General features: G+C 38.0%; 10 protein-coding genes. All 10 read right to left on the bottom strand.

Features of this window, described 5'->3' with window-relative positions:
- Window positions 1-2: 2 nt before the first annotated feature.
- Window positions 3-1,391, bottom strand: coding sequence for a sugar porter family MFS transporter (locus tag RE431_RS00270; protein WP_309559955.1), 1,389 nt, complete (start codon window positions 1,389-1,391; stop codon window positions 3-5).
- Window positions 1,392-1,450: 59 nt separating this feature from the next.
- On the bottom strand, window positions 1,451-2,659 hold the full coding sequence (locus tag RE431_RS00265) for a glycoside hydrolase family 76 protein (RefSeq protein WP_309559954.1): 1,209 nt from the start codon (window positions 2,657-2,659) through the stop codon (window positions 1,451-1,453).
- A 20-nt stretch (window positions 2,660-2,679) separates the two neighbouring features.
- The gene (locus RE431_RS00260) at window positions 2,680-3,915 is read right to left on the bottom strand and encodes a SusE domain-containing protein (RefSeq protein WP_309559953.1); all 1,236 of its coding nucleotides are present in this window, start codon (window positions 3,913-3,915) and stop codon (window positions 2,680-2,682) included.
- A complete protein-coding gene (locus tag RE431_RS00255; protein ID WP_309559952.1) occupies window positions 3,915-5,483 on the bottom strand; it encodes a RagB/SusD family nutrient uptake outer membrane protein in 1,569 nt (522 codons plus the stop codon). Before RE431_RS00255 ends, RE431_RS00260 begins: the two co-directional genes overlap by 1 nt.
- 12 nt (window positions 5,484-5,495) lie before the next feature.
- The gene (locus tag RE431_RS00250; protein WP_309559951.1) at window positions 5,496-8,501 is read right to left on the bottom strand and encodes a SusC/RagA family TonB-linked outer membrane protein; all 3,006 of its coding nucleotides are present in this window, start codon (window positions 8,499-8,501) and stop codon (window positions 5,496-5,498) included.
- A gap of 77 nt (window positions 8,502-8,578) precedes the next feature.
- A complete protein-coding gene (locus tag RE431_RS00245) occupies window positions 8,579-10,954 on the bottom strand; it encodes a GH92 family glycosyl hydrolase (RefSeq protein WP_309559950.1) in 2,376 nt (791 codons plus the stop codon).
- Window positions 10,955-11,110: 156 nt separating this feature from the next.
- Window positions 11,111-11,839 (bottom strand): GntR family transcriptional regulator, encoded by a 729-nt coding sequence (locus tag RE431_RS00240; protein WP_309559949.1) that lies wholly within the window; start codon window positions 11,837-11,839, stop codon window positions 11,111-11,113.
- Between the two features lie 75 nt (window positions 11,840-11,914).
- Complete coding sequence (locus tag RE431_RS00235) at window positions 11,915-12,622, bottom strand: SGNH/GDSL hydrolase family protein (protein ID WP_309559948.1); 708 nt, start codon at window positions 12,620-12,622, stop codon at window positions 11,915-11,917.
- A gap of 7 nt (window positions 12,623-12,629) precedes the next feature.
- Entirely contained in the window at window positions 12,630-13,817 is a 1,188-nt protein-coding gene (locus RE431_RS00230) for an aldose epimerase family protein (protein ID WP_309559947.1), read from the bottom strand.
- 11 nt (window positions 13,818-13,828) lie between these two features.
- Window positions 13,829-14,530 carry a gluconate 2-dehydrogenase subunit 3 family protein gene (locus RE431_RS00225; protein WP_309559946.1) on the bottom strand — a complete coding sequence of 234 codons (702 nt, stop codon included), beginning with the start codon at window positions 14,528-14,530 and terminating at the stop codon, window positions 13,829-13,831.
- Window positions 14,531-14,536 lie beyond the last annotated feature (6 nt).

The following is a 14,536-nucleotide window of genomic DNA, read 5'->3' as shown; positions in this document are numbered from 1 at the left end:
AATTATCTATTTTCCATTTTTATAAGATCATTTTCTCTCCAGCCTTTTTCAATTTCTTCAAGACTCTTTTGCTTTGTTTCCGGCACGAACTTCCAAGTGAAGACCAATAGAATCAAGGCATTTACCATAAAAATGAAGAAGGTACCAGCGCCTCCAATCTGGTCTAATAGAACAGGAGTTAACTGGGTTATTAATATTACCCCGAGCCAAAGAATTAGCGTACAAACCGACATGGCTATGCCTCTTGTCTTTGTTGGAAAGATTTCTGAAATGAGAACCCATGGTATTGGCCCTAATGAAGAAGCAAAACTTGCAATGAAACCCAGGATAAATAACAATAGCCAGGGACCTTCAAAAATTTCAAAATAGAAACACAGGCCGGTACCCAGTAAACAAACTATCATACCACTTACTCCAACTAAAAGTAAATTTCTCCGGCCTGCATTGTCTATTAAACCTAAAGCAACAAAAGTGAATATTGTATTAATGAGTCCGATTAAAATAGTTTGGGAAAGCGCTGATTCTACTCCGATGCCTATACTTTTAAAAATTTCCGGAGCAAAATAAATTACGGCGTTAATACCGGTAATTTGCGAAAATAAAGCCAGCACTACACCAATGGTTAAAGCCATGCGGTATCGTTTCCCAAATAGTTCTTTTAAACTTCCTTTCTCCTCATTCAAAGTAGATTTGATCTCAGTTTCAATTTCTGAAGCTTGTTTTCCATTCACCTTTTTCAGAATATCACGAGCAACCAGATCTTTTCCCTTTTTTAATAACCATCTTGGGCTTTCAGGAACGGTAAACAATAGAGCAAAAAAGATGATGGCAGGAATGGTTTCAGAACCTAACATATATCTCCAGCCATAGTTTATATTCCAATCTGCAGTTCCATATCCTGAAATCCAATAATTTACTATGTAAATTATATTTATCCCCAGAACGATCGCCAATTGATAGACGCTCACCAAAGTTCCCCGAATCTTCGCGGGAGCAACTTCAGAAATGTATAGCGGCGAGAGCATAGAGGCGGCTCTCACCCCTAAACCTCCAATAAAACGGGCTAAAACAAATGGAGTAAGATCATTAGCGATTGCGGAACCTAAAGCCGATATGAAGAATAAAAGAGCCGTGAAAATTAAAACCTTTTTTCGACCCCATTTATCACTTGCATACCCGGCAACCATAGCTCCGGCAACGCACCCCCAAATGGCACTGCTTGCTGCCCAGCCAACAAGCACAGGAGATAATTCAAATTTTTCCTGAAGAAATCCTATCGCTCCGGCTATAACAGCAGTATCATAACCAAATAACAATCCGCCAAGAGCTGCCACGGTTGTAATCTTAATAATATAAGTTTTAGAAACCTGATCTGGGATTAGTTCTGCCATTTATAAAATTGATTCTTTAAGTTTTCAAGACCAAATTCTTTGATCTTGCGTATTGCAAATTAACTTTGTTCGTACAAAGCTATTCTTCCATAAGCTTCTATTAAAGCCGCCTGATGTAATAGCCAAAAATATCGACCCTGACTGTTTCCAGACCAATCTTCGTAAAACTGACCGTTTGAATTACGTGCATTTTCCCACGCGTAATCTACATTGTCTTTGAATACTGCTACATAATCATTAGACTTATCGTCATATTCTGAAAGTTGGATAAAAGCATCCAGTAATTCAACATTAAACCAGGGATCATTGGTTTGATAAAATATTCTTCCATTAACTACTTTGGTGAATTTTGAATAAGCAGATCGAGCGGTCTCTATGGATTGATTCAAGAATTTCTGATCGTCTGTTATTTCATATAAATTTATTCCTGACATGATCATCAATGCAGCGTTATAAGTCCATTTTGTGGTATTTATCTGCTCGGTTCCAATATTTATATCATTCCAATATAAATTATCTGAAGGATCACGTAGTGTTTCATAATTCCACTCATAAACTCTTTTAGCAAAAGTAAGATACTGCGTATTGTTAGTGATTTGATACATTTTACTAGTCACAAATGCAGCATATGCCGAGGTATTAGCAGCTTTCATGCAATTCGGCCCACTGGTACAATTTTCAGATTCTCCTTCGAACCAGTATAAACCACCACCCAATCTAGAATCTTCGCCAGACATGATAAATTCAGTAACAGATTTTGCTCTTTCCAGGTAAAAATTATCTCCCGTATTTTCATAAGCATCGATCAGTTCCATAGCAACTATGGCGCTATCATCATAATAATGATCTGTGGAACCTCCAGAAACCGGGTATGCCTGATAAGTAGGTAAATTGCTCCTGTCATCATAATAAGCTTCTAAACCGGAGAATTCCTTATCCAGTATTGACTGGTCATAACCAAGTTCATACAATACGTTTCCGGCAGTAAGCATTCCTACATAAGGCCATAGATAACTATATTCTCTTTCACCACTCTGCTCTGGATAATTTTCTTTGTACAATGACCCTTTCGCATATAACTCCTGAATCATATCATAGGTTTCTTTAGCCTTTTCCTTATAGCTCAGAGTTTCTGAAGGTTCTTCAGGTTTCGGGTTCTGGCCTTCCGTAGGGGTTTCCATTTGATCTTCAACGGAAGGATCACTACTGCATCCCATAGCCATTAAAAATGAAACCGTCCAGAGTATTAAAATTTTAGATTGTATCATCAGTTTTGATTTCATATTGATTATTCTAGAATTAATTCGTGATAGTAATGAGCTGCCATTGGATCAAACACTACACGTACAGTAAAAGTGGCACCATTGTAAGACGAAGGAAATTTATACGCTCCCTGCCAGTAACTTGCCTCAGGTCCTAAGAAATAAACGTTGTTATAGTAATCTGGTTCTCCTCCATCTGGTCTACCATTATAGCCATCCAATCCTGGAACTAATGAACCATTTAATGCATCATTGTGGTAACTTCCCAAGTAAGATGTTTGATCGTCTCCTAATTGGAATTTGAAACGATAACGTTCTTCTTCCCAACCTAACCAGGATGGTGCTTCTGGCGCGCCCGGCACCAAGAAATCAAAGTAAGCTCCTGTAGCTTCAAAAGTATGATCTCCTACGTATTCAAGTTCTGCTTTGGTGATGTCGTTTGCCATAATGTAAAGCCTTAGGTTAGATACTTTTGTGTAAGTAATGGTTGCCTTGGCAAGATCCATTCTTATGCGATATACTGCCTCTTCCATATCGAAAGCAGTTGCCTGATCACCAGCACGAATTTTACCTTCCTCGTTCACATAATAAGAAGTAAAATCTTCTGAACTTTCATCTCTGCCATTCACAATATAAAATTCACCAGGAGTAAGTTTAGTAATAGACTCAAAAACACCAGGTTCAATGTTATCGCTAGGCAATTGATTAGAAATCTCTTTGAATGCCACAGCATTGTTAATAGATGATGCCTCAGTAGCAGAACCATAGATATACATAAAATCAGGGAAAATTGCCAGACCTTCCGGACGCGTTAAGCTTACGGTAGAACTACCAGGAAAATTTTCTCTAAAATAGCTGCTTGTAGCTTCCACCGTCCAGATAATATTCCCTGTCTCCAATTGCGGAATACCCGCCTGGGCAGCAATAACGTTTAGTCTGGAAGGGCTCATCGTAAATTTGGTAGCTCCACCCCCATTATCTGAAACAGATGTGTAAAGCGGATCTGAAAAGTCTCCCCCTTCTTCATCAAATTTGATCATATAAGAGATCGCGCCACCATCTGCAGATTGTGCGGGAGACCAGGAAAAAATAATATTGCTTCCGCTCTCTGTATTTATGGATATTGATTCATTATTTGAAGGAGATTCCAAATTTCCCATCTCCACAATTTCAGGATCCAATTCATATTCCTCACTATCGCAGGAAATGAATGATACTGAAAGAATCATCAGCATCATCAAACTTTTAAATATTGTTTTCATTACCAGTTTGGGTTTTGAGTTAAATTATCATTAATGTCAATTTCACTTTGTGGAATAGGCCATAAATAATGCTTTGCAGGATCAAAAGTTCTAAAACTCACCCTAATATAACCATCATCCTCCATGCTCTCATTTGTTTGGATTCCATGAGTCCAGCCATTTAAAACATCTTCTGCAATTCTCCATCTGCGGATATCGAAAAAGCGATGTCCTGCTTCAAAGGCTAATTCTATTCTTCTTTCGTTACGAACTATAGAACGTAACATACCTTGATCATCTCCTGGATATTCTAGCGCCTGCCCCTGTAAACCTGCTCTGCTACGTAGGGCTCTAATTGTCGTATTCCAATCGGTTTGAGTAAATGAACCCATCTCGATCTTAGCTTCCGCATAGTTCAGCAGTACTTCAGCATATCTTATAAGAATGAGATTTAAACCTGAGTTTGTTTGGTTACGTGCAGTAGGATCGAAAAATTTATGTACATAATATCCTGTAGGAGTTGTATTTGAAGAGTAATTCAACCCATCTGGTGCAGCTCCGGGTGATGTATCAATTATAATATCATTTCCCTGAAAATCTTTCATCACATATTCATCATAAATAATAGAGGCTGTAAGACGCGGATCTCGGTTCTGATATGGGTTCGCAGGATCGAAATTTGCCAAAGGATCGTCAATATCGTAACCATTAATTGTTGGATAGCTGTCTACTAGTTCCTGAAGCGGTGAAAAGTTCGCATAACCACCTAGACTTGGAGGAATTAAGGAATACTGAATATTGTGTTCCCTGAACGTTGGTATATATTGCAAACTCAATATAATCTCGTCTGCAGTTTCATTATCAATTTTAAAAAGATCGCCATAATTTGGAAAAAGACTATAATTTCCAATTAACTGGCTTGATAGTTCCGCGGCGTTTGTGTAATCTGCATTATATAAGTGCACGCGAGATTTGAAAGCAATGGCTGCACCTCTTGTAATTCTACCATTTTGATCTGATGAATATGATTCCGGCAAGTCTGAAATTGCAGCTTCAAGTTCATCATAAATGAAGGAAAGAATCGTATCTCTATTAGTACGCTCCAATTCTAAAGATTCTTCAATACTAATTTCATCAGTAACAAACGGAACATCTCCATATAATTCAATCAGGATAAAATAATGCCATGCACGAATAAATCGAGCCTGGGCTATATATTCTGCCCTGGTTTCTTCTGAAATTTCTGTGACATCATTTATGTTATTAAAGAATATGTTCGCTCGTCTAATAGCTTCATACCTGGAGGACCACACTCCCGTCACCACTCCATTGGTAGGACCATAACTACCGCTGGCAATATTTCTGTAAGCCTCCACCCTGGTGTAGGCATCATCAGACATTGTGCTGTAATAAAGGTAACGTTCAGCATTTTCAATATCTGCATAAATTGAATTCAGAAAAATTCTAGCGTCCTCTTCAGTATCCCAATAGGTTAATTCACTCTGAGAATCTAATGGAGAAAGGTCTAGATCTGAAGTACACGCGGAAAACGCTATAATAACGCTTAGATATATAAATAGTTTTTTCATGATCATTTTTTTTTAAAAATTAACATCCAATCCTAATGAGAAAATTCGTGATACCGGATAGATTCTTCCGTTGGCATCAATATTCTCAGCATCGACCCCTATATCATTCAATGGACTAAAAGTCGCAAGATTCAATCCTGTGAGATAAAGCCTGATATTTTCAATTCCCATTTGCTGCATAGCCGTTGCAGGAAGAGAATATCCTAACTGGACATTTTTAATTCTTAGATATTGAGCATCGAATATGTAGAAATCAGATTTTGCTGCGTTGTTCACAGATTCTGCTCCTACCGTTAATCGAGGATAACTTGCATCAAGATTTTGTGGAGTCCATCTATCTAAATGTCTCTGAAAGACAGGTCCTTCGTTATTATTATGAAAAGCTTCTATTAGTTCCCCTCTCAGCCATTGTTGTCTTTGTCCTACACCCTGAACAAAAATTGAAAAATCGAATCCATTCCAGTTAGTAGCATACGTGGCTCCGTAAGTATATCTTGGAAATTCATTTCCAAGAATAAATCGGTCGTTTTCATAATCGATCTGGCCATCTCCGTTACGATCTACATATTTAATATCTCCTGGATCAACGTCATTCACGAATAAAGGGGTAGCACTATTCGATATTTCTTCTTCGCTGTTGAAATAACCGTTTGATTTTAGAGCATAATATGAATTGATGGAGTAACCTTCGCGTAAAATTGTATTCACATCAAAGCCATTGATAAATTCTCTTCCCCGCAAATCTTCAATTTCGTTCTTTGTATCGGTCAAATTGAAATTGAAGGAATGATTTACTGCGCCTGTTTCAAATTGATAATTCATGCTAACTTCCCAACCTCTGTTTCGCACAGAACCGGCGTTTTGAAATGGTTGACCCAATCCATAAGTAGCAGGAACCGGTAATTGAAGTAAGATATCTTCAGTAAGATTATCAAAAACTTCAAATGTAAGATCTAATTTTCGCTCAAAGAATGATAAGTCCAGTCCTAAGTTTTTCATCGTGGATGTTTCCCAGGTTCTATTAGCGTTGCTAACGGAGTAATAAGATCCAGAAACTCCTACGCCTCCAAAACTATAAACATTACTTCCCGGGCCAACCAGACTCTGGTATCCGTAAAGGTCATTTATATCCTGGTTACCCAACTGACCCCACGATGCTCGAATTTTAGCAAATGAAACTATGTCCTCGATTGGTTTTAGAAAATCTTCATTACTTATGATCCATCCGGCCGAAACTGAAGGAAAAACACCCCATCGGTTTTCCGAAGAAAATCTGGAAGAGCCGTCATATCTAATGTTACCATTAAGTTGATATCTATCATCATAGCTATAACCTATTTTCCCAAAAACAGATTGAATTGCCCATTCACTACCAGAACCATTAGCTCCCTGAATGTCACCGGCATTACTTATGACACCAAAATCATTCCCCGGAATATCAATTCCCGTAACTCCGAAGAATTCATCTTTAAATTTTTCCGTAGAACCACCTATTAAAAGGTTGAAATCATGCCTTTCACCAAATGTGTTATCGTAGGCAGCAGTCACATATGGATTCAGATAAAGAGATCGGTAATAATTATCTGTCACTGAATTTTCGTTATTACCTCCTCCGGGATAAGCAAAATCAATCGCTTTACGGAACTGGTGACTCTTATTGCTCGTAATATTACCTCCAAAAACTCCTCTTAAAGTAATGTGTTCTGTAGGACGCAGCTCTATGCTGAAATTCCCTAGAAACTCATCGTTTTGATTTCGAGTTGTACCGCCAACTTCCAGTTGAGCTAATGGATTACTATTACTTCCACTCGGCAAAGTGTAATCTCCATTTTCATCCAGGATTCTATAGATAGGTGGGATTCGAAGTGTCGGTTCCACGATCCATTGCTCAAAATAAGCATGATCCTTAATATCATTTCTGGCAAAAGACATACGACCGCCAATGGTGAGCTTATCACCTATCTCTTTGCTAATATTCATTCTTGCATTATATCTTTCATATCCATATTCCGGGCCCTTGAATAAACTTTCCTGATCTAGATATCCCAGGGACAGTAAATAATTAAGTCCATTATCGGCACCACTTACTGAAAGGTTGTGGCTGCTTTGAAGCGCCATGTCTTTATAGATTTCCTCGTTCCAGTAAGTATTGGGTCCATTCTCTCTAAAATCCTGTATTTGCTCAGGAGTAAATGCGGGAGACAATCCTGAATTGATCAGAGCTTCATTACGAAGCGTAGCGTACTCCCAGGAGTTCGCATATTTTGGAAAGTTTGTAGGCTCCTGTACCCCAAAAGATCCTCTGTATTGAAATTTCGGTTTTCCTTCTTTACCATTTTTCGTAGTAACCAGGATAACACCATTAGCTGCTCGAGAACCGTAAATAGCAGAAGAGGCAGCATCTTTTAGAACACTTATGCTCTCGATGTTGTTTGGGTTCACATTGTTCAGAGAAGATATAACTCCATCTACCAAAATTAATGGTGTATTTCCATTTATAGTACTTATACCTCTGATATTGATGCTTGGCACAGAACCAGGCCTGGAGGTCGTATTTTGAATAATAAGTCCTGAAGACTCTCCCTGTAGTGCCTGATATGCATTCGTTACAGGTTTTCCCTGAATCGATTTTTCTTCGATAGTGCTTACTGCGCCGGTTAAATTCGCTCTTTTTTCAGTTCCATAACCAACTACAACCACGTCGTCCAGCTGATTGACTTCACTTTCAAGGTTAACCTGATAATCTGTTTTTCCGGGAACAATGGATATTTCCTGAGTTTTGTACCCCATAAAACTAATCACCAATAATTCTGAATTACTATCCTGCAGGCTCAACTCGAACCGGCCATCAAAATCTGTCACAGTTCCATTAGATGTTCCTTTTTCAAAAACAGAAACGCCAGGAAGAGGGCCAGATTCATCTGTGATCGTACCTGAAACGGTATTTTCTTGCGCATGCAAATTGAAGGAAATCAATAGTGATGCAATCAATACGTAGAATAACGAATGCTTACCCATAATTTTTTACTATTAAGTTCATATGTCTATACATTTTAAATTTGTGTAATGATTCGTAGTATAGAATCATTATATGATTACCATTCTTTGAAGACCTCTTTATTCGGCGAACTTCCCATTGTAAAGATTAATTGAGCGCCATCTTTAAGTCGATCTAATGAAATATCTCTTTGATCGTATGGCTGACCATTTAATGTGACTGACTGGATATAATAATTCTCCGGACCATTATTTTTGGTTTCAATAGTTACAATATTTCCATAACCGTTCTTAATATTGATTTTACTGAATAATGGACTTCCCAGCTGATAAGAAGGACCGATCTCTGTAAGACCTTTTACATCAAAAAGCCCCATAGAGCTCATCACATACCAGGCTCCTAATTGCCCCTGGTCTTCATCCTGACCAAATCCATATCCATGAACTCCCCCGGTTCCATAAAATTCATCAGAAATTCTTCGTACCCATTTTTGAGTTAACCAGGGATGATCTGTATAATTAAACAGCCAGGCGATATGAAGATTTGGCTGGTTGCCCTGATTATAGAGGTATTTAACACCGGCAAAGGCATCAATATCCTCTCCTCCGAATTTTGTTTTTTCAGAAATTGTAAAAATTGAATCCAGGCGTTTTACAAAACGTTCCTCACCCATACGTTTGACTAGTTTTCTAGGTGTATGCGGCACATAGAAAGTATATTGCCATGCGTTACCTTCCTGAAAACCTGCCCATGGTTCAAATGGATCAAAATCTTTCTTAAATTCTCCGGAAGGTAATTTAGGTCGAACGAAATTAGTCTGGTCGTCATATATATTCTCCCAGTTACTAGATAATTTCATCAACTCTTCATAAGCCGAATCTTTACCTAAAGCCTTGGCAAATTGAGCTACGGCATAACTACTATAACTATATTCCAACTGATGCGATACTGAAAATCCTGATCCCTCAGGAGTAGTTTCCCATCCAGGAACGAAATCTATATAACCCTGATTAACGAATTGACCCAGATCTGTTTTGCCTGCTCCTTCATTACGATCTTTATATTTCACTTCATTCTCGTAAGCTGCCTGGAAAGCCTGTTCAATGTTATAATCCCTGATTCCAGACTGGTAAGCTGAAGCAATTACAAGTCCTACGAAATTGGTACCTACTCCAGATACGAATTTGGAATTAGCAAGCCCGTCTCCTAACCAACCGGAATTTTCATATACCGCCAGGTGTGTTTGAACAAAATCGTTAAAATATTCCGGCCAAACCAGAGCCCATAATTGGGTTAAATTCCAGTAAGCTCCCCAAACTGAATCTGTATTATAGAATTGGAATTCCGGTTCTCCGTTCTCATCCATAGGAATTTGACCAACGGTTCCATCATTCTGCGGAAATTTACCATTCACATCACTAGCCAGGCCACGACCTAATAGGGCATGAAATAATCCTGTATAGAATTTTGTTTTATTTTCAACGGAAGAATCAGAAATCTGAATTTTATTTAGTTCTTCACTCCAGGTATTCTGAGCCAATTTCTTCGCCTCCTCAAAAGTCAGGTTTTCGGCTTCAGATTTTAAATTAAGGCGGGCATTTTCTACGGAAGTATAAGAGAATCCTGCTTTTATTTCTATAGCTTCGTTTTCTTCAGTTTCAAATTTCAGATAAAGACCTGAGCCTTTACCCTGAATTGTAGCCTGATTTTCATATTCATCATTGCCTTTAAACGTTCCGAAAGAATCAGGTTTTTCACTTACTTCTCCAAAAAAGTACATTTTTACAACTCCATCTGGCTGATACTTCTTCACATACTCGGGATAGGTAATTACCCAGCCTTCAATTGTATTATTATCCTTATTAAAAGTAACGGAAGCATCTTTTACCTCTCCACTTTCACCAAGCTGGTTGCCCACATCAAAAATGAGGTAGCTTTCGTCATTCTTAGGAAAAGTATAACGCTGAAAACCTACTCTTTTAGTAGCAGTCAATTCAGCCATCACATCATAGTCTTTTAATAAAACGCTATAATATCCTGGTTCTGCGATTTCATTTTGCCTATCAAATCTTGACCTGTAACCTTCATCAGGATTTTCCAGTTTTCCAGGAATTGTTTTCAAATCACCGGTCATACCTGTGAATAAAAAACCTCCAACCTGGAATTCGTGAAGGTTGGCGAAACCTTCAATGCTGTTATGTCTTTCATCATAACCTACAGCTTCCCATCCATTTTCATTTCCATAACTACCATTGGTAGACGGACCTAACTTGGCCATTCCAAATGGTACTGCAGCCGGAGTGTAAAAGAACCATCTGCTGTGCGCCGTACCTATGTTGGGATCAACATAAGACATTGGACCTTCAACTTCAGTATTCTGTTCTTTTGGTTCGTTCAGATTTTTCTGTGCACAACCACTTAGAGTTATTAAAGAAAAAATTATAAAAAGAAAGGTAAAACTTCGCAATTTCATACTAAATGAATTATTTATTATTTGTGCATATGTACAAACATATTAATTTTATTTAAAGATATCTTAATATTAGTCAAATAATTTTCACAGACTAATAATTTTAACTATCACTAATTTCTAAATTGATAAAAGAAATGATAATTCTCTGGTTTAACTTCATCTCGTACTTTCAACGGTGTAAAGAAAACTATCCGCTTTATAATATCCGAGATTATATTCTATAGGTCTTTCGCCCTGATCAAATACAAATCTTTTTCTGAAGAGAACTGGCGAACCCTCCTCTATTTGTAATTTACTTCCAATGAATTCACCAGCAGCCGTGGCGCTGATTTCTTCTTTAGAAAGGAAAGCGATCACTGAATGTTCTTTTTCCAGCATCTCGTATAGTGGACGAGTGAAATCTTCATTGCCGGTAAGCTCAACACGAGGATGGAAAAAAGAGATAAAATAAACAAAAGGTTCGTTTGGCCTACCACGAAGACGTTCCATCTTTAGTACCTCTCTTCCTTTTTTAATTTCAAAAAACTTAGCTAATTCCTCGTCAGCGGGAACCCAGCTTAAATGAAGTTCAAAATTCTTGATCGGGATGCCTCGCAATTTCATTTCCTGAGAAAAGCTTAGCCAGTTGTTAGACTTGGAGCTCACCGGTTCAGGAGCTACCTTAGTGCCCATTCGTTTCTTTCGAATAAGCAGTCCTTCGAATACAAGTTTCTTAACAGCCTGCCTAACGGTAGATCTTGATATAGCCAGTTTTTTTGCTAATTCAACTTCACCGGGAAGAATTTTACCATCTCTGTACTCTTCTTTTTTTATCAATTCACGCAGTAAATCTTCTACCTGGGCGTGTAAAGGAACCGGACTTTTGTGATCTATTTTAAATTCCATTTGTATGAATTATGGCTGAACAATACTACAAATTCTTTTCTTAATTCGAATAGATCCATAAAAGGAAGTCAGATTTCAATCTGTTTTCAGAGCATCTTTGATAGCCTCCAGAACCAGGGGCTCCATGATTTTATAACCTGCTTCTGTAGGATGGACTCCATCATCGGCAAACTCTTTCTTCATACCTTTTTGTGAATTTGAAAGGTGACTGAAATAATCCAGATAGGATATTTCATTTTCCCTGGCATAATTTTCCATCCATTTGTTTATTTCTGATATCCTGGAAACAGGCTCCAGGCCAGGTCTCCAGGGGTAATCATAAACCGGTAGAATTGAACTCAAGATCACTTTAATATTATTTTGTTGCGCCAACTGCACCATCGCTTTGATATTATCAGTAATCATCTTTTTCGATGAGAAACCTGTATTACCTGCAATATCATTGGTACCTGCGAGAATCACCACCAGCTTTGGATTCAGATCGATTACATCGGGTGTAAATCTTATTAACATCTGTGGAGTGGTTTGCCCACCTATTCCTCTTCCTATGAAATTATGTTTTTCAAAGAATTCAGGATGCAAATTTGTCCAGCCTTCAGTAATGGAATTCCCCATAAAAACAACCTCTGGAAAATTACCGGAAGCAATAATCTCCTGATTAGCTTCTCTATATTTTTCGAGATTTGCCCAGTCCTGGCTCATAAGTTCCTGATACTTTTCAGTTTGAGAGTGACCCAAACTGATATTGAATACAATGAAAAATAGAAAAATAAATCCTTTCATAGCATACTTACTGTTTATTTTGGTTTCTGACCACCTCGAACTGGTATTTTGAGACCGTTTGATACGTTTCGTTTTCGTTCAAAATAATGGAAGGAAAATTCGGCTGATTTGGAGCATCAGGAAAATGCTGTGTTTCTAAAGCAAAAGCCTCCCTAAATTTATCTTTTGCTCCGGTTTTGAAAACGTTTTCACCCTCCATAAAATTTCCGCTATAAAATTGCAGTCCGGGTTCTTCCGTATAAATTTTCATTTGAATACCAGATTTATCCCCGATTACTTTTGCTGCTAAATAAAGTTCATCCTCTCCTCTATTATTCAGAACAAAATTATGATCGTAGCCCGAACCGAAAGATAATTGCTCCTTCTCAAAATCTATATCCCGCCCTATAGCTTTAAAATTCCTGAAGTCAAATGGTGTATCGTCAACACTCCGCAACTCACCGGTTGGAATTAGACCCTGATCTACCGGAGTATATTTTTCAGCATTAATTTGTAGTTGATGATTGAGAATAGTGCCACTACCTTCGCCATTTAAATTGAAGAAGGCATGATTGGTAAGATTTACCGGTGTAGCCATATCGGTGTTGGCCTTATATTCCATTAATAAAGCATTATCCTCAGTTAAAGTATAGGTCACTCTAACCTCGAGATTTCCCGGAAATCCTTGCTCTCCATCAGGGGATAGATAACTAAAAACCAGTGTACTATCATTACTCTGGTTTGCATCGAAAACTACATATTGAAATCCTTTATCTCCACCGTGCAGTGCATGACCGTTATTATTTTTCGGAACTTGATATTCTTTACCCTCCAGTTCAAATTTACCCTCTTTAATTCTATTTCCTACTCTTCCTATGGTCGCCCCGAAATAAGGTTCAGAAGATTCCTCATACGCTTTTACACTATTCATCCCCACTACAACATCTATTAGCTTTCCCTCTTTATCTGGAACCTGAAGGCTTACAATTCTACCTCCGAAATTGGTGAACGCAGCTTTCATTTTACCATTCTGTATCCAGAACAATTCTACCTGTTTACCGTTGATAATGGTATCGAAATTACCGGAATTCAAAATCATCTTTTTCGTCGCCTCCTCTTCAGGTAATTCTATTGAATCATCAGAAGAATTTTTATTCTGCTTACAAGAAGAAAAAACAACAAGGAAAATCAATATTAGAATTCTGTTTTTGCTCATAGTTAACAATATCAAATTTCATAGTTTTTCCAGTCTTCAATTTCATTTCTCTCCTCAGGTTTGATTGAATTTTTCAGCATTTTTTCATCATACGCCAAACCATGTTTTTCTAAAACTTCAGGAGGAACACCGTCCCACACATTCGGCCGATTCCCCTGATACCCTAAATATTCAATTCCTTCTTTACTCGTGAAATAACCTGTGGTAACTAAATTTCTAAGTCTGCTGAAAAATTTTGCTCCGTGAACATGCTGTGGCTTCACTTCAGCAGGATATGCTATATCATCGATGATGGCAATCTGTTCATCTTCAGATAACATTTTAAAGCCTTTTTCAAACCTCTGGTTACTTTCGTTATCAAGCCATCTCAAGCCACCTCGCATAGGAGTTTTATGCTCCGGAAGATCTTTTGTAATGAATTCGATAAATTCAGCCAGTCCTGTTTTTGAAGCTGGCGGATGATCTCCATCGCCTGGAATAATGATGTCTGCAATTAGCAATATGGTAGCCATTTCCTCGTCGGTATAGAATTTCTTCGACATGAGCTCCTCGTCATATTCAGCTTCTTCCGGAGTCCGACCATAATCAAAATCTTTTTCCCTGATATCGGTCACCTTGCTCAGATCCGGATCATCATCTAATCTGCAGCTAATTAAAAGACCAGTACCAACACCGCCAACTAGTAGACTTTTAAGTGATTCTCTTCTATTCATCTTCTG

It is taken from the genome of Christiangramia sediminicola, assembly GCF_031344135.1.
Classification (GTDB): domain Bacteria; phylum Bacteroidota; class Bacteroidia; order Flavobacteriales; family Flavobacteriaceae; genus Christiangramia; species Christiangramia sediminicola.
Note: the sequence above shows the minus strand (reverse complement) of the source record. Positions and strands in the feature narration are given on the sequence as shown.

What these genes read in the sequence shown, in the direction of transcription:
- RE431_RS00225 (WP_309559946.1), bottom strand. Translation starts at nt 14,530, where the DNA reads ATGAATAGAAGAGAATCACTTAAAAGTCTACTAGTTGGCGGTGTTGGT.
- RE431_RS00255 (WP_309559952.1), bottom strand. Translation starts at nt 5,483, where the DNA reads ATGAAAAAACTATTTATATATCTAAGCGTTATTATAGCGTTTTCCGCG.
- RE431_RS00245 (WP_309559950.1), bottom strand. Translation starts at nt 10,954, where the DNA reads ATGAAATTGCGAAGTTTTACCTTTCTTTTTATAATTTTTTCTTTAATA.
- RE431_RS00265 (WP_309559954.1), bottom strand. Translation starts at nt 2,659, where the DNA reads ATGATACAATCTAAAATTTTAATACTCTGGACGGTTTCATTTTTAATG.
- RE431_RS00260 (WP_309559953.1), bottom strand. Translation starts at nt 3,915, where the DNA reads ATGAAAACAATATTTAAAAGTTTGATGATGCTGATGATTCTTTCAGTA.
- RE431_RS00230 (WP_309559947.1), bottom strand. Translation starts at nt 13,817, where the DNA reads ATGAGCAAAAACAGAATTCTAATATTGATTTTCCTTGTTGTTTTTTCT.
- RE431_RS00235 (WP_309559948.1), bottom strand. Translation starts at nt 12,622, where the DNA reads ATGAAAGGATTTATTTTTCTATTTTTCATTGTATTCAATATCAGTTTG.
- RE431_RS00250 (WP_309559951.1), bottom strand. Translation starts at nt 8,501, where the DNA reads ATGGGTAAGCATTCGTTATTCTACGTATTGATTGCATCACTATTGATT.
- RE431_RS00240 (WP_309559949.1), bottom strand. Translation starts at nt 11,839, where the DNA reads ATGGAATTTAAAATAGATCACAAAAGTCCGGTTCCTTTACACGCCCAG.
- RE431_RS00270 (WP_309559955.1), bottom strand. Translation starts at nt 1,391, where the DNA reads ATGGCAGAACTAATCCCAGATCAGGTTTCTAAAACTTATATTATTAAG.